The sequence below is a fragment of the Marinomonas sp. HM11-D genome (assembly GCF_057626615.1).
Genome location: NZ_JBMMKT010000015.1, coordinates 62,676 through 87,385, shown reverse-complemented (window position 1 = coordinate 87,385; position 24,710 = coordinate 62,676). Strand labels below are relative to the sequence as shown.

The 24,710-nt window shown below is 48.7% G+C and carries 20 protein-coding genes; 5 read left to right on the top strand and 15 right to left on the bottom strand.

Annotation, left to right across the window (positions count from 1 at the left end; translation table 11 throughout):
• Nucleotides 1-92: 92 nt before the first annotated feature.
• The 4 genes from dtd to thiI all read right to left on the bottom strand — a co-directional run bounded on the left by dtd (nt 93) and on the right by thiI (nt 5,981).
• Nucleotides 93-527, bottom strand: coding sequence for a D-aminoacyl-tRNA deacylase (gene dtd / locus ACOSVP_RS16470; RefSeq protein WP_487348569.1), 435 nt, complete (start codon nt 525-527; stop codon nt 93-95).
• 125 nt (nt 528-652) lie between these two features.
• The gene (gene typA / locus ACOSVP_RS16465) at nt 653-2,470 is read right to left on the bottom strand and encodes a translational GTPase TypA (protein WP_487348568.1); all 1,818 of its coding nucleotides are present in this window, start codon (nt 2,468-2,470) and stop codon (nt 653-655) included.
• A gap of 199 nt (nt 2,471-2,669) precedes the next feature.
• A complete protein-coding gene (locus tag ACOSVP_RS16460) occupies nt 2,670-4,262 on the bottom strand; it encodes a methyl-accepting chemotaxis protein (RefSeq protein WP_487348567.1) in 1,593 nt (530 codons plus the stop codon).
• Nucleotides 4,263-4,529: 267 nt separating this feature from the next.
• Nucleotides 4,530-5,981, bottom strand: a complete 1,452-nt coding sequence (thiI, locus tag ACOSVP_RS16455) for a tRNA uracil 4-sulfurtransferase ThiI (RefSeq protein WP_487348566.1) — start codon at nt 5,979-5,981, stop codon at nt 4,530-4,532.
• A gap of 332 nt (nt 5,982-6,313) precedes the next feature.
• Between thiI and glnA the strand changes: the two genes are divergently transcribed.
• The 5 genes from glnA (at nt 6,314) to tsaC (ending at nt 11,674) form a co-directional block, all read left to right on the top strand.
• A complete protein-coding gene (gene glnA, locus ACOSVP_RS16450; protein ID WP_487348565.1) occupies nt 6,314-7,720 on the top strand; it encodes a glutamate--ammonia ligase in 1,407 nt (468 codons plus the stop codon).
• Nucleotides 7,721-7,994: 274 nt separating this feature from the next.
• Complete coding sequence (glnL, locus tag ACOSVP_RS16445) at nt 7,995-9,065, top strand: nitrogen regulation protein NR(II) (RefSeq protein WP_487348564.1); 1,071 nt, start codon at nt 7,995-7,997, stop codon at nt 9,063-9,065.
• A gap of 9 nt (nt 9,066-9,074) precedes the next feature.
• Nucleotides 9,075-10,502, top strand: coding sequence for a nitrogen regulation protein NR(I) (gene ntrC / locus ACOSVP_RS16440; RefSeq protein WP_487348563.1), 1,428 nt, complete (start codon nt 9,075-9,077; stop codon nt 10,500-10,502).
• A gap of 146 nt (nt 10,503-10,648) precedes the next feature.
• On the top strand, nt 10,649-11,029 hold the full coding sequence (locus tag ACOSVP_RS16435; RefSeq protein WP_487348562.1) for a DUF3461 family protein: 381 nt from the start codon (nt 10,649-10,651) through the stop codon (nt 11,027-11,029).
• An 87-nt stretch (nt 11,030-11,116) separates the two neighbouring features.
• Nucleotides 11,117-11,674, top strand: coding sequence for an L-threonylcarbamoyladenylate synthase type 1 TsaC (tsaC, locus tag ACOSVP_RS16430; RefSeq protein WP_487348561.1), 558 nt, complete (start codon nt 11,117-11,119; stop codon nt 11,672-11,674).
• Between the two features lie 358 nt (nt 11,675-12,032).
• Here tsaC and ACOSVP_RS16425 read toward each other — a convergent pair whose 3' ends face one another.
• The 11 genes from ACOSVP_RS16425 to ACOSVP_RS16375 form a co-directional block, all read right to left on the bottom strand.
• The gene (locus tag ACOSVP_RS16425) at nt 12,033-12,746 is read right to left on the bottom strand and encodes an ABC transporter ATP-binding protein (RefSeq protein WP_487348560.1); all 714 of its coding nucleotides are present in this window, start codon (nt 12,744-12,746) and stop codon (nt 12,033-12,035) included.
• Nucleotides 12,743-13,624: an ABC transporter ATP-binding protein gene (locus ACOSVP_RS16420; protein ID WP_487348559.1), complete on the bottom strand. Its 882-nt coding sequence runs from the start codon at nt 13,622-13,624 to the stop codon at nt 12,743-12,745. Before ACOSVP_RS16420 ends, ACOSVP_RS16425 begins: the two co-directional genes overlap by 4 nt.
• Nucleotides 13,621-14,895 carry a high-affinity branched-chain amino acid ABC transporter permease LivM gene (gene livM / locus ACOSVP_RS16415; RefSeq protein ID WP_487348558.1) on the bottom strand — a complete coding sequence of 425 codons (1,275 nt, stop codon included), beginning with the start codon at nt 14,893-14,895 and terminating at the stop codon, nt 13,621-13,623. The genes ACOSVP_RS16420 and livM overlap by 4 nt, the downstream gene beginning before the upstream one ends.
• Nucleotides 14,895-15,806 carry an ABC transporter permease subunit gene (locus ACOSVP_RS16410; RefSeq protein WP_487348557.1) on the bottom strand — a complete coding sequence of 304 codons (912 nt, stop codon included), beginning with the start codon at nt 15,804-15,806 and terminating at the stop codon, nt 14,895-14,897. Before ACOSVP_RS16410 ends, livM begins: the two co-directional genes overlap by 1 nt.
• 80 nt (nt 15,807-15,886) lie before the next feature.
• Entirely contained in the window at nt 15,887-17,002 is a 1,116-nt protein-coding gene (locus ACOSVP_RS16405; protein WP_487348556.1) for a branched-chain amino acid ABC transporter substrate-binding protein, read from the bottom strand.
• A 338-nt stretch (nt 17,003-17,340) separates the two neighbouring features.
• Complete coding sequence (locus ACOSVP_RS16400) at nt 17,341-18,285, bottom strand: divergent polysaccharide deacetylase family protein (RefSeq protein ID WP_487348555.1); 945 nt, start codon at nt 18,283-18,285, stop codon at nt 17,341-17,343.
• Entirely contained in the window at nt 18,285-19,562 is a 1,278-nt protein-coding gene (locus ACOSVP_RS16395) for a S41 family peptidase (protein ID WP_487348554.1), read from the bottom strand. The genes ACOSVP_RS16400 and ACOSVP_RS16395 overlap by 1 nt, the downstream gene beginning before the upstream one ends.
• Nucleotides 19,563-19,586: 24 nt before the next feature.
• The gene (locus ACOSVP_RS16390) at nt 19,587-20,729 is read right to left on the bottom strand and encodes a murein hydrolase activator EnvC family protein (RefSeq protein ID WP_487348553.1); all 1,143 of its coding nucleotides are present in this window, start codon (nt 20,727-20,729) and stop codon (nt 19,587-19,589) included.
• 15 nt (nt 20,730-20,744) lie between these two features.
• Nucleotides 20,745-22,274 carry a 2,3-bisphosphoglycerate-independent phosphoglycerate mutase gene (gpmI, locus tag ACOSVP_RS16385; protein WP_487348552.1) on the bottom strand — a complete coding sequence of 510 codons (1,530 nt, stop codon included), beginning with the start codon at nt 22,272-22,274 and terminating at the stop codon, nt 20,745-20,747.
• 91 nt (nt 22,275-22,365) lie between these two features.
• Nucleotides 22,366-23,262, bottom strand: coding sequence for a LysR substrate-binding domain-containing protein (locus ACOSVP_RS16380; protein ID WP_487348551.1), 897 nt, complete (start codon nt 23,260-23,262; stop codon nt 22,366-22,368).
• A 168-nt stretch (nt 23,263-23,430) separates the two neighbouring features.
• The gene (locus tag ACOSVP_RS16375; RefSeq protein ID WP_487348550.1) at nt 23,431-24,702 is read right to left on the bottom strand and encodes an NAD(P)/FAD-dependent oxidoreductase; all 1,272 of its coding nucleotides are present in this window, start codon (nt 24,700-24,702) and stop codon (nt 23,431-23,433) included.
• Nucleotides 24,703-24,710: the final 8 nt, after the last annotated feature.

Genomic DNA, 24,710 nt, shown 5'->3' with positions numbered 1-24,710 from the left:
GGTCAGATCCCTAAACAGGCCGCAGAGGTTAGAAGCTGATATACGTGCAGGGATCTGACCCCTGAAGCTAAAGGAGTCGGGTCGTACGGGAGTTAGTCCAACATAAAGGTCACTGGACCATCGTTGGTAAACTGGATTTTCATATCTGCACCAAAGCGCCCAGTTGCCACCTTGTCATATTGCGAGCGCACTTTCGCAACGAAGTCATTAAACAGGCGCTCACCTTCCGCAGGCTCCGCCGCATAGGAAAAGCCCGGACGCAGGCCTTTTTTTGTATCCGCCGCCAAGGTGAACTGAGACACTAGCAGAACCCCACCACCCACTTGCTGCACGTTTAGATTCATCTTGCCTTCATCATCACTGAACATGCGGTATTTCAGTAGCTTGTCCGCAAGACGCTGAGTATCGGCTTCGGTATCTCCTCGCTCAATACCGACTAACACCATTTGGCCATGATCAATGGCTCCGACAATCTCACCGTCTACTTCCACTTTCGCCGCCAAAGATCGCTGTACTAAGACTTTCATCCATTTACTCCTATTCGTTCTAGCGCAGACTGTTCTACACAAATCGCAGACAAAATAAAAGCGCCCTAGGGCGCTTTCATTCCGCTCAAGGCCTTGCGGCCTATTTGCTGCTGCTCGATAACGTATTAGCGGCTTGCGCGTTTACGTTCGTTCTCAGTCAACAATTTCTTACGTAGACGGATGCTTTCTGGTGTTACTTCTACTAGCTCGTCGTCTTCGATGAACTCAAGCGCTTGCTCAAGTGTGTGACGAATTGGCGGAGTCAAAGTCAAAGCTTCGTCAGTACCCGATGCACGTACGTTGGTTAGCTGTTTCGCCTTAGTTGGGTTAACAGTTAGGTCGTTTGAACGTGAGTGAATACCGATGATTTGGCCTTCGTATACTTCTTCACCGTGGCCTTTAAATAGACGACCACGATCTTGAAGGTTGAATAGACCGTAAGACAATGTCTTACCTTTCACCATACTGATCAATACACCGTTCTGACGGCTAGACACATCACCTTCTTTCACTGGACCGTAGTGATCGAAGATAGAAGTCATGATACCTGAACCAGAAGTCAGTGTTAGGAACAGACCACGGAAACCGATCAAACCACGAGAAGGCACCATGAACTCTAGACGTACACGGCCTTTACCATCTGGTTCCATGTTCGTTAGCTCAGCCTTACGTAGACCTAGCTCTTCCATGATAGAACCTTGGTGTTGCTCTTCAACGTCGATTACTACTTGTTCGAATGGCTCTTGGATAACGCCATCAATCACTTTCTGAACTACTTCAGGACGAGAAACACCTAGCTCGAAGCCTTCACGACGCATGTTTTCGATCAATACAGATAAGTGAAGCTCACCACGACCAGATACGATAAATTTATCTGGTGTATCGCCTTGTACAACACGTAGCGCTACGTTGTGGATCAATTCTTGTTCTAGACGATCTTTGATGTTACGAGAAGTTACGAACTTACCTTCTTTACCAGCGAATGGTGAGTCGTTAACCATGAACGTCATGCTTACTGTTGGCTCATCAACAGTCAAAACTGGTAGCGCTTCTACGCATTCTGGATCACAAAGCGTGTCAGAGATACTTAGACCGTCGATACCTGTGATACATACGATGTCACCCGCAGACGCAAGGTTTGTATCAACACGCTGTAGACCGTGGTAGCCCTTAACGTTAAGGATACGACCTTTACGCTCTTTACCATCCGCAGATTTAATAACAACCTGTTGGTTTGGAGACAATTTACCACGTGTGATACGACCGATACCGATAACACCTACGTAGCTATCGTAGTCCAATGCAGACACCTGCATTTGGAATGGTGCTTCTGGGTCAACTTTAGGAACCGGAACGCTGTCTACGATCATTTGGTAAAGTGGTTCCATGTTCTCAGCCATTGCTTCTGGATCGTTACCGGCAATACCGTTGATCGCAGATGCGTAGATCACAGGGAAGTCTAGCTGCTCTTCTGTCGCACCAAGAGAGTCAAATAGATCAAATACTTGGTCCATAACCCAATCAGGACGCGCGCCAGGGCGGTCGATCTTGTTGATTACAACGATTGGGCTTAGGCCACGTTCGAATGCTTTAGAAGTTACGAAACGCGTTTGTGGCATTGGACCGTCAACGGCGTCAACCAATAGCAATACAGAGTCAACCATCGATAGTACACGCTCTACCTCACCACCGAAGTCGGCGTGCCCAGGTGTGTCCACGATGTTGATACGGTAATCGTTCCATTTAATAGCGGTGTTTTTCGCTAGGATGGTGATACCACGCTCTTTCTCTTGGTCGTTCGAGTCCATGATACGCTCAGAACCCATTTCTTTACGGTCTAGCGTACCTGATTGACTTAGAAGCTGGTCAACCAGCGTTGTTTTACCATGGTCAACGTGCGCGATGATCGCGACGTTACGTAACTTACTGATATCAATAGACATTAATATTTCTCTGCATTTAGCGACAGGGAATGAGATAGAACGAAACTAAGCGGGTACGGTACGCTACAAATCAGTCTCGCTCTCCATTCGGAGTAAAATTCGCGCAATTGTACCCTTATCTTTGTGAACTTCCTATGAAGTTCCCGAAAAAATACAAAAAAAGTCCGCGATGCGGACTTTTACTGAATGGCTAGCAAGCTTAATTTTTAGGTCGAGTTACCTGACGCCAGAATTGACGCGCTAGGCCTTCCATTTTCTGTGACAAATCATACAACTCATCACAAGCGCCTGAGTTATCACGACATTTTTCCACGATCCCAGCCGTCACAGTCACCGCATTAGCAATTCGCTGATTGATCTGCATCGCTGCTTCGCTCTGTTGATTCATAGCCGCGGCGGTTTGCATAGCATTTTGGTGAATTTGATCCAAGCCTTCTCGAACCTGCATTACCGCATGTTCAACGCTAATAGATTCTGCGTGGGTATGTTCGACTGCTGTCACCGCCGATTCCATTTTCTCACAGGCGGCTAACGAGCCTTGCTGAACGCGCTGTATCGCACCAATAATATCTTCCGTCGATTTATAGGTTCGCGTCGCCAAACTACGCACTTCATCGGCCACTACCGCAAAGCCACGACCTTGTTCGCCCGCTCGCGCCGCTTCGATAGCGGCGTTCAACGCCAACAAATTGGTTTGTTCGGCTACTTCTTGAATCACACTCACCACGGAACTGATGGCTTCGCTATCACTGCGCAAACGTGCTAACTCTTCATTGGCTTGGCTAATATGCTCACGCACCGCATCCATGGCGGCACGAGCGGTACTAATCGCCTGTTGACCATTACTCATGGTGGTAAAAGCCGCTTCCGTTACTGCCGTTCCGTCCTGAGTCGCTTGAGCCACTTCTTCAACCGCGGCCACCATGTCATCGGTCGCTTGCTCAATGGAGCTAAAATCTTTTGATAATTCGTCTAATGCGCGCTCACTGGCCAACACACTGGCACACACTTCAGTCTGTTTTTCACGTAACAGCAAAGAGAAATTGGTAATACGCCCCACCACTGCCGCCGTCTCACCTCGTAGACGCGTTAGCGCTAAGCGAATAAAGCCCGCCTCATCCGTGCGACCAGTATAGACATAGGCCGCAAGCGCTGAGTCCGAGACATTTCGGGCACGAGCAATGGCCAAGTTTAATGGCTGATAGCACCACCATAACAAGGCCAGTAGCACCAAGAAGCAAGCACCATTGAGGCTCCATGCCATGGCACCGTCAAATTGACTGGCAATCAGATTGGACACTAAAAAGTAGCTCATGAGCGCGAGCAGACAGCGCATTGGAAAGCTTAACAGCGGTTTCTTCGGTAATTTTTTACTAGGGTCAGCACTGTTATTGAGAGATTGGTAGAGGGACTCCGCGCGCTGCTTTACGGCTTGACTGGGCGCTCGGCGCACCGATTGGTATTCAACAATTTTGTCGTCTACCACCACCGGGCTGGCGTAGGCATCAACCCAATAGTAACTGCCATCTTTACAGCGGTTTTTAACCACGCCCATCCAAGATTGCTTGGACTGTAGGTGTTGCCACATATCGGCAAAGGCGGCTTTAGGCATATCCGGATGGCGGATAATATTATGATAATGGCTTAATAAGTCTTCTGTCTCAAAACCACTGATGTGTTCAAACTCTTTATTCACATAGGTGATCGTACTGTCTGGAGTAGTTAGAGAAAGAATATTCGACTCTTTGTCTAAAATACGCTCTGATCCTTGCTGCTCATATGTCATGTCCATATCTACCATCTAGCAAAAATTAAGGACTAGAGTGTAGCCTGAGGGCAAACTGCGACCATGACAAAAATCACAACTAGCGTATTTAGTCTATTCAAATTACTGATCTAACACGAACGGTTAACTTTATTGCTGTATAAGGACGCACACTAATCATTCTTGCTTAGACCAAAATTAGTGACTGGTTCAGAAAATTTTGAACCTAGGGTTTGTCATAGACATAAAAAAAGCGCCCCTCAAATGAGTGCGCTTTTTTGGTGCAGGGTATTGTTAAGGCAAGTAAACGCCTACGTTTTCATTACCTTTCGACATGAGATGCGAAGCATGGATACGGCTCATCACGCCTTTACCACAGTACAACAGGTAGGTAGCGCCTTGGTCCAACTCAGACCATTTGTTGCCTAGGGTAAAGAATGGAATATTAATCACTTGACGGCCAGACACCTTCACTGGATTACGCTCCACTTCATCTGGATGGCGAATATCAATAATGATTTCATCGCCCACCGGCATGCGCACGATCGGCACTTCACCCTGGTATTGCTTGTTCACATCGTCGATAACATCTTGAATCGACATCACGCGCGCGCTGTTTACCGCGTTATCTAATACCTCAAAATTAAACTTGGCTTCTTCGCGTTCAACACGGTGCATTTTCGCACGAGTGGTTGGCTTAACAGAAATAACACCACAGAACTCTGGCATGCTGGCCGCAAACGGCGCCGTACCAATTTCTTTCGCTTTATCAATGATTTCCTGCTTGTTCATGGTCACTAGCGGACGAATCACCAACTCATCTGTAACCTGATCAATGACTTTCAAGTTCACCAATGTCTGGCTCGACACCTGCGCAATACTTTCGCCAGTGACCAAGGCTTTGGCACTCACACCTTCCATCACACGAGACGCAGCACGCAGCATCATACGCTTCAAAATCACGCCCATTTCCGCGTTATCAACGTTAGTTAGGATCTCTCCTACCACGTCTTCAAAAGGAATGGTGATGAACTTCACACCCAGGTTTGAACCGTATTTCTCCCACAAGAAGTGCGATACTTGTTTCACACCAATCTCGTGGGCATCGCCGCCAAGATTGAAGAAACAGAAGTGCGTTTTCAAACCACGACTCATGGTCATAAATGAACTCACTGTTGAGTCATAACCACCTGAAATCAAAGATAAAACCGCGTCTTGAGAACCTAGTGGGTAACCGCCTAGACCTTCGATACGTTGCTCGATAATCCACACGCGGTCATCGCGAATATCAATCGGCACCAACACTTCTGGGTCTTTCAAACGTACCGCTAGGGCGCCAGAGCGGGCTTTCAATGTGCCGCCGATATGACGCTCTGCGTCCACCGAGGTGAATGAGTGTTGACCCACACGCTTAACGCGCACCGCGAACACAGAATCTTTTAACGCATCGCCGTAAGAAACCAACGCTTCTTCCACAATGCCGTCTAAATCCGTTAGCGGGAATTCACGCACGAACTGAAAATGCGCAATACCTGCGATATGGCGTAGCGATTCAATAAAGGCTTCACGTTGCTCATCTAGATCTGACAGGATTTCAATAAAATCCCAGTTTCCGGCAACGGTCACATTTTCATCATGGTCACGTAACACGTGACGGATATTTTGACGTAGCTGCTTCACGAATGCTTTACGCACTGGACGGCTTTTGATGGTGATTTCTGGAAAGAATTTAACGATAAATTTCATTGGCTGTGTGTTTTTCGTACAGAGTGACTTGAGGGCGCACAGTATAAAGCATACAGCGCTGAAACCAACCCCAAATTAGTGCACCAAAACCACACATCGCACTACATTAGTGCACCACATTGGTTCAAAGGCGAATTGGTTTGGAGTCAATTAAGTGCGATCTTTGCCAGCACCATGGCAAACACATATATAACTCATTGAAATTAAATGACTTTTAAAAATGCCCAAAATTCTGGCACAGCTTGTGCTTTACATTTTGCCAATTACGCTTCATCTTGAAGCAACATTGAATTCCGAAAGACATTTCGTATAGACAACACTGGAGAACAAATATGTCAAACAAGACTCTTAGTTTGATCGCAGAACACGACGTACGTTGGGTTGACCTTCGCTTTACAGACTTCAAAGGTAAAGAGCAGCACGTTACTATCCCTGCTTCTGCTGTGGACGAAGAATTTTTCGAAAACGGTCAAATGTTTGACGGTTCTTCAATCTCTGGCTGGAAAGGCATTAACGAATCAGACATGATCATGATGCCTCAAGATGACACTTCTCTTCTTGACCCATTCACTGAAGAAGCAACAGTAATCGTTCGTTGTAACGTTATCGAGCCTTCTACAATGCAAGGTTACGATCGTGACCCACGTTCTGTAGCACTTCGCGCTGAAGAATTCCTAAAATCAACTGGTCTAGGTGACACTGCATTCTTCGGTCCAGAACCAGAATTCTTCATTTTTGACGACGTTAAATTCCGTACAGACATGTCTGGCTGCAGCGTTGAAATCAACTCTGAAGAAGCGGCTTGGTCTTCTAACAAGTCTTTCGAAGGCGGCAACACTGGTCACCGTCCATTCGTTAAAGGCGGTTACTTCCCAGTGCCACCAGTCGATTCTCACCACGAAATCCGTGCTGCAATGTGTAACGCAATGGAAGCAATGGGTCTTTCTGTTGAAGTACACCACCACGAAGTAGCAACTGCTGGTCAGAACGAAATCGGCGTTAAATTCAACACTCTAGTTAAGAAAGCCGACGAAGTTCAGATCCTTAAGTACTGTGTACACAACGTTGCACACGCTTACGGCAAAACTGCGACTTTCATGCCTAAGCCAATCGTTGGTGACAACGGTTCTGGCATGCACGTTCACCAGTCTTTCTGGAAAGATGGCCAAAACCAATTCGCAGGTGATCAGTACGCTGGTCTATCTGAAATGGCGCTTTACTACATCGGTGGTATCATCAAGCACGCTAAAGCATTGAACGCGTTCACAAACGCTTCTACTAACTCTTACAAGCGTCTTGTACCACACTTTGAAGCACCAGTAATGCTTGCTTACTCTGCTCGCAACCGTTCTGCTTCTATCCGTATTCCTTACGTATCTTCTCCAAAAGGTAAGCGTATCGAAGCTCGTTTCCCTGATCCAACCGCTAACCCATACCTAGCATTCGCAGCTATGTTGATGGCTGGTATCGACGGTATCGTGAACAAGATTCACCCAGGGGATGCTGCAGATAAAGACTTGTACGATCTTCCAGCTGAAGAAGCTCATGCGATCCCACAAGTTGCTGGTAGCCTAGAAGAAGCGCTTGCTTGCCTAGATGCAGACCGTGAGTTCCTAACTCAAGGCGGCGTTTTCTCTGATGACATGATCAACGCTTACATCGATCTTAAGACTGCTGAAGCTCGTCGCGTTTCTATGACGACTCACCCACTTGAGTTCGAACTTTACTACAGCTGCTAATTAGCAAATAGCTTAGGTAAATTCCTAAAAAAGCCCCGACCTATGTTGGGGCTTTTTTTTGCCCTATTTTTAATCAATCAGTTACGTTCGCACCATTTTAGAGCAATCATTTGGTATAACTTACTAATAAAGCTAGATAAATAAAGGGATTGCTCTTTGCCCAATGTTGGTTCGTATTTTGCAATACCTTTTAACAAAGAATCGATGCTGTCACATCAGTGCTCTGAAATAGCGCGTATGGACAGCACCTTTAACATTCCAAGGGGCACTTCCGGTGTACAGTTTACTGATCGACCACTTATCAACTGCCGTACTGCAGCTGAATCGAGAACTCTGTATTGAGTATCTCAATCCCTCTGCGGAAATGATGCTAGAGGTCAGCCGTCGACGTATTTACGGTCAGGATTTAGCGTCAGCCTTTAGCGAAGACGATGCCAGTCGCAGCGCCCTATTAGCAGCGATTGAATCAGGCCACCCGTTCACCAAACGTGAAGCAGAAATCATCCTCACCACAGGTAAAACTTTACTGTGCGATTACAACGTCACACCTGTGATGGGGGCGTTAAATAACACAGATAGCCTGTTGATTGAGCTGCACCCACGCGATCGCATGAAGCGTATTTCGCAAGAAGATGAATTAATCGCCAATCACCAGACCAGCAAAGAGCTGATACGCGGCCTTGCCCACGAAATTAAAAACCCATTAGGGGGCATTCGTGGTGCTGCCCAGTTGATCAGTCGTGTGTTCGATGATGAAGGCCTGAAAGATTACACTCAGGTGATCATTGAAGAATCGGACCGCCTGCGTGACCTAGTGGACCGCTTGTTAGGCCCACGCCAATTGCCGCAGTACAAACCACTCAACATTCACCGAGTGATTGAGCGTGTTAACCAGCTTATTTCGGTGGAATCTGAAGGCCAAATTACCTTGGTGCGCGATTACGATCCCAGTATTCCAGACATTATTGGCGATGAATCCCAATTGATTCAGTCAGTGTTAAATGTCATGCGCAATGCCATGCAGGCCTTGATCAACCAAGAAGGCAATGATCACAAGCAAATTACCATTTCTACACGCACACTGCGCCAGTTCACCATTGGCACCAAGCGCCATCGCTTGGTATGTCGACTGAGCATCGTCGACAACGGTCCGGGTATTCCAGAAAACTTGATGAAAACCCTGTTTTACCCGATGGTCAGTGGCCGCCCAGACGGTACCGGTTTGGGACTTTCCATTGCGCAGTCCGTGATTCATCAGCATAACGGCATCATTGAATGCAACAGCCAGCCAGAGCGAACAGAATTTAATATCCTGATTCCGATAGAAAAATCGGTGACGGGCTAGGAGGAACAAATGTCACAACAAGAAACAGTATGGATCGTCGACGATGATCGCTCAATTCGTTGGGTTCTCGAGAAAACACTGGAACAAGAAGGCATTCAGTGCCGCTTGTTTGAGTCCGCAGAAGCGCTCGCGAACATGATTGGCAAGGAACAACCCACGGTAATTATCAGCGACATTCGCATGCCAGGAATGGACGGTTTAACCCTGTTAAGCCAGCTGCAAAAGGATCATCCATACATTCCCGTGATCATTATGACGGCGCACTCAGACCTTGAGAGTGCCGTGGCCTCCTATCAAGGCGGTGCCTTTGAGTACCTACCAAAGCCATTTGACGTGGAAGAAGCGGTCAGCTTGATTAAGCGCGCTATTTTGCACCATAACAAGTCAAAGCCGGAAGTGGTCATCGAAGAAGCCGAACCATTGGCACAAAAAGAGATCATTGGTGAAGCACCGGCGATGCAGGAAGTGTTTCGCGCTATTGGTCGTTTGGCCAATTCCAATATCACGGTGTTAATTAATGGTGAATCGGGAACTGGTAAAGAGCTGGTAGCACAGGCATTACACCGCCACAGTCCACGTGCGGCGAATCCTTTTATCGCTTTGAACATGGCGGCGATTCCCCATGATTTGATTGAATCAGAACTGTTTGGTCATGAGAAAGGTGCCTTTACCGGCGCCAATACTCAGCGTCGTGGTCGTTTTGAACAAGCCAATGGCGGTACCCTATTTCTAGATGAAATCGGTGATATGCCAGCGGAAACGCAAACTCGCTTGCTACGTGTGTTAGCGGATGGCGAATTCTACCGTGTTGGCGGTCACACCCCAGTGAAAGTCGATGTACGCATCATTGCAGCGACCCACCAAGACCTAGAAGGCCTAGTGACCAAAGGCTCGTTCCGTGAAGACTTATTTCACCGTCTTAACGTGATCCGTATCCACCTACCAAAACTGGCAGAACGACGTGAAGACATTCCTAAGCTCGCGCGCCACTTCCTAAGTCGTGCCGCTGACGAACTGCATGTAGAGCCCAAAGTCCTCACCAAGGAAACGGAAAACTACATGAGCCGTTTGGATTGGCCGGGCAACGTACGTCAGCTTGAGAACACCTGTCGCTGGTTGATTGTCATGGCTTCCGGTCGTGAAGTTTTGATCGAAGACCTGCCGCCAGAGCTTCTTAATACACCACCATCTGAGCGTCCTTATGGTTCTTGGGAAGACGCCCTGAAGAATTGGGTCGACAGTGCTTTGGCCAGCGGCCAAAAAGGCATTCTTGAGCAAGTAGTACCTAAGTTTGAGCGCATCATGATTGAAACCGCTCTAACTCACACCGCGGGTCGTCGCCGTGATGCTTCTTTGCTACTAGGTTGGGGGCGCAACACCCTAACTCGCAAGATCAAAGAACTGGGCATCGATAACTCAGATAGTGACGACGATTAAGTTTTCGCCCCACACAAAAACAGCGCCATGGCCACAGATCAGCCATGGCGTCGTTTCCAGTCAATTTCCTGCTGTTTCGCTTGCTTTTCTGGCAACAATTTCATTACATAAAGAGACCAAACACATCATTCACATAAGGACTTTTTATGTACCCAACACTTGAGTCGATGGGCATTAACAGCTTCGATAATATCGAAAAATACACCCTTCGTTACGAAGGTGGTTTTGATGTCTTAAAAATTTACTACCGTCGTGAAAAAGGCTCGCTACTACCAAAGAGTAAGAAGTTCAAATTCGGTCGCGCCACTCGCACCGTATTAGCGGATGGCGGCCAACAGCAATACCGCGAAATCAGCGAACCTTCTCTTGTGGTACTGCGTGCGGTAGACGAACTCGGTCGTTTGCTAGGTCAAGAGTACGAAGATAAGCAAACCAAAGAAGATCTACTAAATGAGCTGGATCATCTGGAGCGTGTCGTTGCCAACAAGATCAGCGAACTTAAGGAAAAAATCGAGAAACTTTCCTAATCATCCCCTCGCGGCCATACAGTGTATGGCCGTTTTTCTGTGAAAGTTTTACACTCCGTGCACTAAAAAAGATAACGGAGAACACTCATGCTGATTACTTCTGATGCGGCGCAAGTAGCAGAAATCTTGCGTGATGGCGGTGTTGTAGCCTACCCGACTGAAGCGGTTTGGGGCTTAGGCTGTGACCCTTTTAACGAGCAAGCGGTGCAACGCATTCTAATGCTCAAATCACGTCCTGTTGAGAAAGGTCTGATCCTGATTGCGGGTGCGGCGCAACACTTATCCCCTTGGCAAGAAATTCTCGAACCTGCGGAATTCACACGCCTGATATCAATCACCGATCGCCCTACCTCTTGGGTCGTGCCAGATACCTTGATCACCCCCGATTGGGTGCGCGGTCAGCATCCTGGTGTAGCGATCCGTTTAAGTCAGCACGAGCCGGTGCAAGACCTGTGTTGTGCCTACGATGGTGTATTAGTGTCTACGTCGGCCAACCCTGCGGGGCTTGATCCAGCGCGCTCGAAAGAAGAAGTGATGGCCTACTTTGGTGATACGTTAGACGCTATTTTTGACGCGTCTTTAGGGGATGCGGCGCAACCATCTCAGGTGTTAGATCTGCTATCTGGTAAGCAATTCCGCGCCTAATTTGCTTTGCTTAGATAACAGCCACCAAAACAAATTTTTAGCTCTACGCGCAAGCGCTAGAAGTCGCTGCAAAATTTTTTTGGTGTCTGTATAAATGCACCGATCAGGCTGCATTCAGTAAAACTAATTTTTAGTTCTACGCGCAAGCGCTAGAAGCCACTGCAAATTTTTTGGTGGCTGATTAGAGCAACCGATCAGGTTGTATCCAGCAAAACCAATTTTTTAGCTCTACGCGCAAGCGCTAGAAGTCGCTTTAAAAAGCGTTTTGCTGGATACCTAATGTACCTACAAGGCAATGCTAGAGAAGTCTCAGATCCCCCCTATTGATTTAGGGGGAGTTTTGAGAGCGTGAAGAAAATCAGTGCCCGCCTAGGTAGGCTTCGCGCACTTCTGGGTTGACCAATAACTCATCGCCACTACCGGTCAAACGGATCTCACCGTTCACCAGCACATAGCCTCGGTCCGCCAATTTCAGTGCATGGTTAGCGTTCTGTTCAACCAAGAAGATGGTCATACCAGTACTTGCCACATCCGCTAGGATTTGGAAGATTTGCTTCACAATAATCGGCGCCAAACCAAGGCTCGGCTCATCCAGCAGTAATAGCTTAGGACGGCTCATCAAGGCACGAGCAATCGCCAACATCTGCTGCTCACCACCAGACATGGTCGAAGCGCGCTGATTGCGGCGCTCTTTTAGCCGTGGGAATAGCTCAAACATATGCTGCATGTCTTCATCACAGTGCGCCATACCGATTGGAATCGTGCCCATTAATAGGTTCTCTTCCACCGACATACCTGGGAAGATGCGACGCCCCTCAGGTGATTGAGCCAAGCCATTCGAGGCCACATAGTGGGCGGATTTTTTCGAGATATCCTCACCTTGGTAGATGATCTCCCCGCTCGAAATACGTGGTTGGCCAAAGATCGACATCAACAGCGTGGATTTACCCGCACCATTGGAGCCGATCATGGTCACGATTTCCCCTTGATTCACTTCAAGGTTGACCTTTTTTAACGCTTGAATGGGACCATAATGAACATCCACATCTTTAAACTGCAACAGTGTGCTCATAGTGATACATCCTCCCCTTCTTCGGCCCCTAAGTAAGCGGCAATCACCTTAGGGTTTGACTTAATGTCGTCTGGGCCGCCTTTGGCAATCACTTCGCCGTGGTCTAACACCACAATGTAATCCGAGATATTCATGACCATCCCCATATCGTGCTCGATCAGCAGCACAGTGGTGTTATGTTCATCCCTAAGTACACGGATCATTGAGGCTAACGCTTCCGTTTCCGATGGGTTTAAACCGGCTGCCGGCTCGTCCAAACAGATGATTTCTGGATTGGTACACATAGAACGGGCAATTTCCAAACGACGCTGCTGACCGTAAGACAGCTCCCCAGCAAGGCGGTTAGCAAACTCCGTTAGATGCACCACTTCCAACCAATAGAAGGCTTTACGGAGCGCGGCTTCTTCTGACTTTTTGAACGACGGCGTATTTAAAATGCCGGAAATCATGCTGCGTTGCACACTCATATGTTGTGCAACTAGCAGGTTTTCAATCACCGACATTTCTTTAAACAAACGAATGTTTTGGAAGGTACGGGCCAAACCTGCTCGGTTCACCAAATGCGAACCACCGAACATCTTGTATTTAACCCGCTCCACGAAAGCCGCCGGGTTAATAAAGTCGGAACCTTTGAATTTCTCACCCAGTACTTTCACGACACTGGTGGGTTTGTCACCCGCGTTCAACAGAATGCTGCCACCCGTGGCTTTATAAAAGCCCGTTAAACAGTTGAAAACCGTGGTTTTTCCGGCGCCGTTCGGGCCGATCAAGGCCGACACCGAACCGCGCTTAATATCAAAGGTCACATCATTTAAAGCTTTGATACCACCAAAATGCATGACCAAGTTTTCCACTTCTAAAATATTTTCTTGGCTCATTTGAGTGCTCCCTTACGCGTCGCGAAACCTTTACGAGTAACGCGAACCAAACCACGCGGTTTCCAGATCATCATCACCACCATCAGGATACCGAACATCAAGACACGGTAGTCTGCGAATTCACGCAGCATTTCCGGCAATACGGTTAACACAAAGGCGGCAATCACCACCCCAAGCGTCGAGCCCATACCACCGAGTACCACGATGGCAAGGATCAAGGCCGACTCGAAGAAGGTAAACGAAGATGGGTTAACAAAGCCTTGGTAGGTTGCGAAGAACACCCCAGCGATACCACCGGTGGAAGCCCCCAACATAAAGGCAGATAGCTTCACCAAAACATGGTTAAGACCCAGCGAGCGACAAGCGATTTCATCTTCACGCAAGGCTTCCCAAGCACGGCCAATCGGCATACGCGTTAAACGGTGTTTGATGTACAGCACCGCCAATACCACGACAAATAGGATCAAATACACGTACATGTATTTGTAAGCCGAGTCGAATGGGATCCCAAAGAACTCATGAAATGGCGTACCTTCTCGGGAGCGGCGTTGAAACTCCAAGCCAAACAGCGATGGCAAAGGCGCTGACACACCATTTGGACCATGGGTAAATTCAGTCCAGTTGGTCAGTAGCAAACGAATGATCTCACCAAAGCCTAAGGTCACAATGGCCAGATAATCCCCGTGCATACGCAGTACAGGGAAACCCAGTATCGCTCCGGCAATCGCCGCCATCACTGCCGCAATCGGCAACATTGACCAGAAGCCTAACCCTAGATACTCATAGCCTAACGCTAAGCCATAAGCACCGATGGCATAGAAGCCCACGAAACCTAAGTCTAATAGCCCCGCAAGACCCACTACTATGTTCAAGCCAAGTCCAAGCAAGACGTAAATCAAGCCTAGGATGACCACCGTCAAAATGTATTTAGTCGCAACAAAGGGCACAATCAAACCCACTACGATCACGATCGGCAGGATGTAGTAGAGTTTGCTTTTGTAGCCCGGTGCTGTCACGGTGACACCGTCTTCTTTCATCGCATGACGATATAAGAACTTTTGCCCAGCATTCGATTGCACGAACACCGACATGGCAAAACGTCCCACCATAACAATGGCGATGACAATGGCCAAATCTTCAGGACGAGCACTAAAGTCATAACCGTCCAATAACACACCGATAATCGGTCCAAATACGATCAGTGCCAGCAAGCCTGCTATGACAGCGTCTTTTACACTGGCACCGATATTCACTCCAGTTTGCTGATTCATTAGACTTTCTCCACTTCAGGTTTACCCAGAAGACCACTTGGACGGAAAATCAAAATCACCACCAACAGTGAGAACGAGAACACATCCTTGTAGTCCGAAGAAATCAAGCCGGCAAACAGCGCTTCGGAAAGCCCTAGAATCAAACCACCGAGCATGGCACCCGGCAGTGAACCAATACCGCCCAACACGGCTGCAGTGAAGGCTTTGATACCGATAATAAAGCCGACATAGAAGTCGAACGCACCGTAATCTAGTGTCACCAGTACACCCGCCAAGGCCGCCATGGCCGCACCGATGACAAACACTGAAGAAATGATTCGATCCGTATTAATACCTAGGATTGAGGCCATTTTGCGGTCCTGCTGCGTGGCACGACACATACGACCCAATTTGGTTTTTTGGATAATGTAGGTCAACACGCCCATGCCCAAGAACGCAGCAAACAGAATGAATAATTTCATGTAGGTAATCTGGACAAAGCCATCACCCACTTCAAATCGGATCGCACCACTTAGTAAAGTTGGAATACCTTGTTGGCGTGCGCCTTGGGAGATTTGTACATAGTTTTGCAGGATCAGCGACATACCGATCGCAGAGATTAGGATAGAGAGGCGACTGGAGTTACGTAGAGGTCGATAAGCCACCCGCTCAATCACCCAGCCGTAGGCGCCTGTGACAATGATTGTAAAAATGAGTGTTCCGAAAATGATGATTGGAAAAGACTCAAAACCGAAGAAAGTAAGAAGAGCAATCGCAATGGCGGTCAGGTAGCTGGAGACCATGTAAACATCGCCGTGGGCAAAGTTGATCATGCCGATGATGCCGTAAACCATGGTATATCCGATTGCGATAAGCCCGTAAACGGAGCCAAGCGTGAGGCCGTTCACTAACTGCTGTAGAACGATATCCATCGAAGTAACCTCTAGGAATTTTTGTAACAGGGAAAGCAAGAGGCGCAATCATTGCGCCTCTTTGAACAACTAAATGGGGGTTAGTTGTTCATCATGGCGTACTTGCCGTTTTTATCCCACTCGTACATTACGTAGTCAGATACGGTTAAGTCGCCTTTGTCATCAAATTTCTTAGCACCCATTACGGTGTCAATGGAGTTTTCATGTAGCCAGTCTGCTGCTTTCACTGGGTCCATATCGGTCGCACCCAAGGCCGCTGCAACCACTTGCATCGCCGTGTAGGAGTACATTACGTAGCCTTCTGGCTCAACGCCTGACGCACGGAACTCATCGACTACAGTTTTACCCGCTGCGTAAGTGGTCGGATCCGCACCGAAGGTCATCAATACACCGTCCACGTATTCAGGCGAGCCCGCCACTGAGACAAACTCATCGGAAACGATACCGTCACCAGAGATAAATTTCGCCGTTAGGCCTTGCTCACGCATTTGGCGCACGAGTGGACCCGCTTCTGAGTGCAAGCCACCAAAGTAAACGACATCCGCATCCACTGAACGGATTTTTGTTACCAGTGCGTTGAAGTCTTTCTCACCACGCGTCAAACCTTCGTACAGCACTTCTTCAACGCCATAAGCGTTCATGGCTGACTTCATCGCGTCCGCTAGACCCTTACCGTAAGTGTCTTTGTCGTGCAGCACAGCAACGCGTTTCGCTTTTAGCTGATCAACAATGTAGCTTGCTGCCACGTCACCTTGCTGGTCATCACGACCACAAACACGGAACACGTTTGGCAAACCACGATCGGTTAGAGTTGGGTTGGTCGAACCAGGCGTTACCATCAGTACGCCCGCTTCTTCATAAATGGTGGAAGCAGGAATTGAGGAAGAGGAACAGAAGTGACCCACTACGGCCACCGCTTCATCAGAGTCCACTAGTCGGTTAGCAACCGATACCGCTTGTTTTGGTTCACAGGCATCATCGGCTTTCACCAGCTTGATCATTTCGCCGTTAATACCGCCTTTAGCGTTGATGTCCATCGCCGCTTTTTCAGCGCCGCGCCAAAGCTGATCACCGAAGGCAGCGTAGGCACCTGTATGAGGACCTGCAACACCGATGACAACATCTGCTTGAGCAGCGAACGCTGCACCAGCAACCGCCAAAGAGATAAGCGTTTTTCTTACAACTGTGTTCGACATGTTTAACTCCTACTCATTTTGGTTTTATCGTTATTCTAAAAAAGCAAGAAGCGTTCCAGAAAATTACAAGCCATCTAAATGGCAAAAAATAGCAATAATCACGGAAAGATTTTTTGAAATGTGCACCATTGGTGAACACAAAACATACCGTCTGGTCAAATAGCGGTCAATAGCAGTGCAAGATTTAATCGAACATATTTCCCGAGAAACAACAAAAACTCAGAATATTCTTCTAAGTTATCGTTCTCGCATGAAATTTTGGACTGACATCAGTCTAAAAAAGCAGCCAAAACCACGAACAAAGTCGCCGTGATTGAGCTTAATTAGACCGATATCGATTACTTGAGCAAGTGATCAATGGTCACTAATTGTGCAGAAAGGGGTTGTTGTAGACGTTGCTGTAGATAAGCCGTTGTTTCAGGATAAGGGTGACCGATAGCGATCGCTGAGCCATGCTGATGGGCATGCTTTAGCAAGCGTTCAAATTGGTCACCAATGGCTTGTGCCGAGCGTACATTATCGAGAAACACATCACGAGTGACGGTCGGAATGCCACGCGCACTCGCCTCGGCGTGGGCAACACTTTGCGGACTGGTAAGGCTATCAATAAAAAATAATGAGCGCTCCGCCATCACATCCATCACCCATTGCATATGCTGAGTATGAGTGGTCAGTAATGAGCCCATATGATTATTAACCCCTTTCACATGGGGCACATTGTCGAGATCGGTTCTGAGGGTACGCTTAAACTCCTCTTCCCCCATACGCACATAGAGTCCACCTGGGCCCAATTTTAATTCACGCTGATTCTCCATCGGCGCGTGCAGAATCGTAGTGCGCGCCTGTAATTGCGCACGTTGGGCGGCTTTCTCGGCATAGGGCGTTTCCGGCAGAATCGCCAGCACCACAGGCAGCGGTAACGCGAGCGTCTCTTCCATACCACGGCGACTATAACCCACATCATCAATAATAACGGCGATTCTGGGCGGTGCTGGCATGGCATCCATATCCGATATTGGCGCCATGCGCTGAGTAATAATCGGTAACTTGCTAGCGGGAGCGGACTCAGGTTTAGGCTGTGGTATTTTGAACAGCGGCGGCCAAGTCGGAGTCTCGTCAAGCGAAGGCGCTAGATAAGGAAACGGATCAAGCTTTTTAGGCGTAGTTTGATCCAATACTGGAAACGGCATCGGCTCTGCGTCTTGAATATCGGCATACAGAGCACCATTCAGGCCGGCCAGCAAAACGCTGGCCTTGGCCCACATTGAGAGGGTTCGTTGCATTACTTAACCAAAAACTGCTGGGCACTCTGTAAGATGGAAAGCGCTTGGAATAACTGGAAATCGTTCACCGCAAGATCATTCAACTTGCTGTCCACGTCGGAGCTAGTACGTTCGACACCACCGGTACCATTGCCTAGGTGGCCTTTCAGTTCCGCTTCCTTGATAAAGAAACGTCCCTTCTCTACTTCCACTTTAGCTTGAGGAATCACCATATCAGGCATGATACCTTGAGCTTGGATGGAACGGCCGTTTGGCGTGTAGTACAGCGCCGTCGTCAGTTTCACTGCGGCCCCCGTGCTTAGCGGTACTACGGTTTGTACTGAGCCTTTACCGAAGGTTTCTGTGCCCAACACTAAGCCACGTTTATGATCTTGAATCGCACCAGCCAAGACTTCTGAGGCCGACGCCGAGCCTTCGTTCACCAAGACGACCAATGGCGCTTTCGGCAACAAGGTAGTTTCTTTGGCGGCTTTGAATTGGCTTTTCGAGTATTCATGACGACCATCGGTATAAACGATCAGACCGTCATTGATCATGGTATCAACAATGCCCACGGCACTTTGCAGCACACCGCCTGGGTTATTACGCAAGTCTAAAACTAGGCCTTTGATCGGTGCTTCTTTTTGCAAATCGGTGAGCTTTTCGCGGAATTCTTTCGCTGAGTTGCCCAAAAATTGGCTAATACGGATGTAGGCAATATCATTACCTAGCCACTCGCTGGTGACGCTACTGTCTTCAATTTCAGCGCGCTTAACCGAGTACTGTTTGATCTCACCATTGCGGTCAATGTCGAGTAACACTGAGCTTCCGACTTTACCGCGCATCAGCTTCACCACTTCTTGCAAACCGACACCAGACACCAACTGGTTATCAATACGGATGATCACATCTCCCGCTTTGATACCGGCTTTGGCCGCAGGCGAATCATCTACCGGTGAAATCACCGTCAGCTTGTTATCGACCATTTCCACTTCAACGCCAATCCCAGCGTAATTGCCCGAGGTCTGTTCATCAAAGTCGGTCACTTCTTCTTTGGTGAGATATTCGGAATGCGGGTCAAGGGACGACACCATGCCCTTCAGTGCTTTATTGAGAATCTCTTCGTCGTTGAGCTCTTCAACATAGCCAGCACTGATGGTTTCAAAGGTTTCGACAAATGTCTGAATTTGCGCCAGAGGAATGGGCGCACTCTCAGTATTCGGCTCAGGAGCGGCCCACGCTGAATTTAACAGCAAAGCACTAGCCCCTAGTATTAGGTGACGCTTGATAGCAACCATATTCCATTCCTTCTTATGAAGCTTTTAGCCCTTGTCTAGCCAGTTAATCGGCGCCAAAGGCTCGCCATTATGTCGTATCGCAAAAAATAACCCATTTTCTGGGCGGCCACCTGAGCTACCCGCGGTGGCAATAATTTCGTTGGCGTTGACCCATTCGCCCACGTCTTTTAACAAACTCTGGTTGTAACCATAGAGTGACATGTAGCCACTACCATGATCGAGAATCATTAGAAAACCAAAACCGCGCATCCAATCTGAAAACACCACGCGACCATGATGTACTGCGCGCACTTCCTCGCCATTTTTTGCTGCCAAGGTCACACCGCCCAAGTTAATTTGGGAATTATCCGGCAAGCGCTTGATCTCTTTAAGCGGTGGAATCAACTTTCCTTTTTGCTTCGCAAACGGCGTATCTTGGTCAGGAATGCGTATATCCGCTAAGGCCGCCAAGGCCGCTTCCAATTGTTTCAACAGGGCCTGCATTTGTGCTTGATCTTTTTTGATCTGCTGCGCCCTTTGATCACCAGAATTCAAATCCGTTTCAATTTTGGCCAACAGTTTTTTACGCTGCGCTTGTTCGTCTTTGACACGCGCCTGCTGCTTCTCAAGATCGCTTTGCTCTTCTGCCATTTGCGCACGTTGGCTGCGAATACTCTTTTCAATTAGGTTTAGATCGTCCGCTTCGGCCGCGAAACCATTGATCAACGACTGACGCGCAGTGGAGAAATAACGATTGTAGTGGATCAGACGCATGGCTTCGTCTGTCGGGAGATCGTCCAATAAAAACTTTAAGCCTTCATCGCTACCAGAACGATAAACCGCCCGAAGTTGGGCGGCTATCTGTTGGTATTGCTGTTGAATGCTTTGCTGCAAGCTGCGCTGCTGAGTTTGCAGATTCTGCAACTGAGCGGCGCCTTTCTCTAAGCTTTGCTGTAACTCCAGAATACGCTTGGACAGATCTTGGATCGCTTTTTCTTTGCTTTCTAGTTGTTGCTCCACACTGGAGCGTTCACCTTTCAGGTCTTTGAGCCAGCCGTTTAACTTGCTCAAATCCTGTTGCAAAGTTTGGATCTGTTGACGTGCTTCTTCTGGGGTTTGCGGCTCAGCTGCCCAGCTAACACTGGACAGCAGTACCGTGAGCATCAACAAACAGGCTTTTAAACCCATAAGGATTCCCTTCGTTTACGAACGAACAAGCAGGCTGTGGCCAGTCATTTCAGCCGGTACATCCATGCCCATCATTTCTAGGATCGTTGGCGCAATGTCACACAAGGCACCGTCTTTCAGTGACCAACTCGCTTCTGGGGTCACCATCACCAGCGGCACAGGCTCGATGGTGTGCGACGTCAATGGCTGTGTGCCGTCATCGCTCAACATCTGCTCCACGTTACCATGGTCGGCGGTAATTAAACACTGACCACCGTTCTTTTCCAAGGCTGCCAAGATACGACCAAGACAAACATCGACTGCTTCGACCGCTTTGACTGCCGCATCAAAGATACCGCTGTGGCCAACCATGTCACCGTTGGCAAAGTTACAGATGATGGTGTCGTATTTGCCCGCTTCAATCACCTCAACCAATTTGTCGGTGACTTCTGGTGCACTCATTTCTGGTTTCAGATCGTAAGTCGCCACATCAGGCGAAGGAATCAATTCACGCTCTTCGCCATCAAATACCGCTTCTTCACCGCCATTAAAGAAAAACGTCACGTGGGCGTATTTTTCCGTTTCGGCGATACGTAGCTGTTTCTTACCGGTTTTCGATAGCACTTCACCCAGCGTATTGCTTAGGGCTTCTGGCGGGTAAGCCACTGCCGCTTTGATGTCGGAAGCGAATTCAGTGAAGGTCACGAAGCCGGCCAAGGCTGGCGTCGCTTTACGGGCAAAGCCAGAGAAGTCGGCATCGGTAAAAGCACGGGTCAATTGACGCGCACGGTCTGGACGGAAGTTGGCAAAGATCACCGCATCGCCGTCTTCCACTTTCACAGCCTCACCGATGATGGTGGCTTTGACGAACTCATCGTTTTCGTCACGATCGTAAGCGTCATCAATGGCATCAAACGCACGGCTTGCTTGGTAAGCACCTTCGCCTAACACGATGGCATTGTAAGCCTGCTCAACACGGTCCCAACGATTGTCGCGGTCCATAGCAAAGTAACGGCCGACTAGTGTGGCAATACGGCCAACACCTAGTTCTTTAAGTTTGTTTTCAAGTTGTGCGATGGGAGTATGGGCAGAGCGTGGTGGCGTATCACGGCCATCGGTAAAACCGTGTACATAAACAGCTTTGGCGCCGCGTTTGGCCGCCAATTCACACATGGCCATAATTTGTTCGTGGTGCGAGTGCACACCACCCGGGGAGAGCAAACCTAAGATATGAACCGCTTTGCCTGCGGCAACCGCTTTATCCACAGCGGTCACTAAAGCATCGTTATCGAAGAAGCTACCGTCTTCGATGGCTTTGCCGATACGAGTGAAGTTTTGGTACACCACTCGGCCAGCGCCAAGGTTCATGTGTCCCACTTCAGAGTTACCCATTTGACCTTCGGGTAGGCCCACCGCCATACCTGAAGTTTTAATCAAGGTGTGTGGGCGCTCACTCCAAAGCTTATCCCAGTTCGGCGTATTTGCCGCTGCGATAGCGTTTGATGTTGAGGTTTCGCTGTAACCCCAACCGTCCAAAATAAACAGTGCCGTGGTTTTTTTGTTCATACGTGCTCATCCCGATATGTAACTTAGACAGTTAGTCAAATACTAACATAGCCTTCAGTTTCGTCACAGATAACACACGTTGGCAACCCGATTAATTCTCTTTCGTTACACTCGCCTGTGCTAGCAGCCAATCGCGGAAAGTCACCACCTGTTCTAGGTCCGCTTTATCCGCTGGATAAGACAACAAATACTCGTGTGGTGTTTCAATGGCTGCACCAAACGGCGCCACCAGTTCACCATTAGCAAGGCTTTGCGCGGCGATAATGGTCGGCATGATCGCCACCCCCATACCGTGTTTCGCTGCTTCCAATAGCATATGGAAATGAGCGAAGGCTGGGCCGGCCAGAGAACCGCTTTCCAATTCATGGGCCGCTAACCAATCGGGCCAAGCATGAATACGCGACGATAAATGCAGCAACGGATACGACAGCACATCTTCTACTTCAAGTGCACCTTGCCCTTCAATCAGTGCAGGAGAACACACTGCGACTACGCTTTCACCGAGTAAGTGATGACTTACTGCACGGGGCCAGTGATCACCACCGTAATGCAAGATGATATCCACCGCTTCTGGATCAAACTTCACCGCATCGTCTAACGAGCGTACCTTGACCTGAAATTGCGGGTGGGATTTGGCGAACTGGGCCAGCTTCGGCATCAGCCAGTAGGAAGCAAAGGTCGGTAATGCAGAAATGGTCAGGGTGGTTTTTTCGTCTTCACGGTAAAGCATACGCAGACTGGCGTTTTCCATGCTATCCAGCAATGGCACCACTTCTTTGTAGTAGGCGGCGCCGGTACTGGTTAACACCAAACGCTTGTTCAAACGAATAAACAAATCCCTCGATAGGAATTCTTCAAGGTTACGAATTTGTCGACTGACCGCACTTTGGGTTAGGTGCAGTTCTTGGGCAGCTCGGGTAAAACTCAGATGTCGAACAGAGGCCTCAAAACATTTGAGTGCCGTTGAAGATGGAATGTATCTCCGCATCGATAGACCGTTTTTCTTGTATTTGGGTGGATGACTGTACATAAAATTGCAACACTCGGCCATTGTGACGCGAAAGGAGCCTGCTGTCATTGCAGGTTCCTCGCTTTTTATGTCGGAATTCTCCGAACTTTCTATTTTGATGGGCTAAGCAGAACCTCAGATTCTGCGCTAGCCTAGGACGTGGGTGCGTTGTCCATAATGATAGGTGTGAGCACTTACTTCGTAGAACATGCGTTTCATTTCACGCATGGAGATATCATCTAGGGTCGCCATCGGGAACGTGGTTTCGCTGCGCTGCTCAGACAACAACTCCGCCAATTCCTTACCCATTAAAGTACCCGTGCAGATGCCACGACCACTGTAACCGGAGACACTATACAGACCTTGATCAAGCACCTGACAGTGGGGCAAGTGATCATCACTGTAGGCAATTTTGCCACTCCAGAAATAATCGAACTCGACCTTATTCAAGAAAGGATACAAGTCTTTTAAGCGTTGCTTAGCCCAGTCCGTATGCATGGCACCCGTATTGCCCATGCCGCCAAAGATCAAACGACCTTGCTGATCCAGGCGGAACGAACTCATCACCATGCAGGTGTCCCACAGACCTTCTTTACCCGGCAGGATACGTTCCAGCTCAGCCTCACCCAAAGGCTTGGTCGCCATCTGGCTGTAGCTGATCGGCACAAATTTACGCTCTTGCGGCTTTAAGAAAAAATCCGCGTAAGCATTGGCGGCCAGCACCACTTGCTCGGCAGTGACCTGGCCGTGAGCACAGCGAACTTGCCAGCGCGAGGCTTGCTTCTCAATGCCCAGCACCGGCGACTGATCAAATAACAGCGCCCCCTCTTTTAGCGCCGCATGAGCCAAGCCACGGGCGTAACCCATGGGTTGAATCGTGCCCGCACGAGGATCAAACAGCGCCGAGTTAAAGCTTTTCGAACCAATGCGTTGTTGTGCTTCGCTCGCGCTTAGCAATTGCACTGGCGAGCCACGCTCCACCATCTGCTGATGACGACGCTGTAACTGCGCTAACCCTTGCTTGCCAACGCCGGCATGCAAGGTGCCCTTACGCACCGGTTCACACTCGATTTGATATTGCTCGATCAGGCCATAGACATAGTCTGGACCATTACCGAGCATGTCATACAGTGCCCAACCGGCTTCTGCTCCTAATGCCACATCCAACTGATTCGGCTCCAGCCATACGCCCGCATTGGCAAGGCCTACGTTACGACCTGAACCACCAAAGCCGACTTCATTGGCCTCAATCACCACCACTTTTTTACCCGCTTTAGCAAGGTGCAAAGCCGTCGACAGTCCAGTGAAACCACCACCGACAATGGCAACATCCACCTCCAGATCTGCTTCTAGTGGACTTAACTTTGGTCCCTGTGGCGCACTGGCGCGCCACAGGGAATCACACATCAACTCAGACATAACCTAGG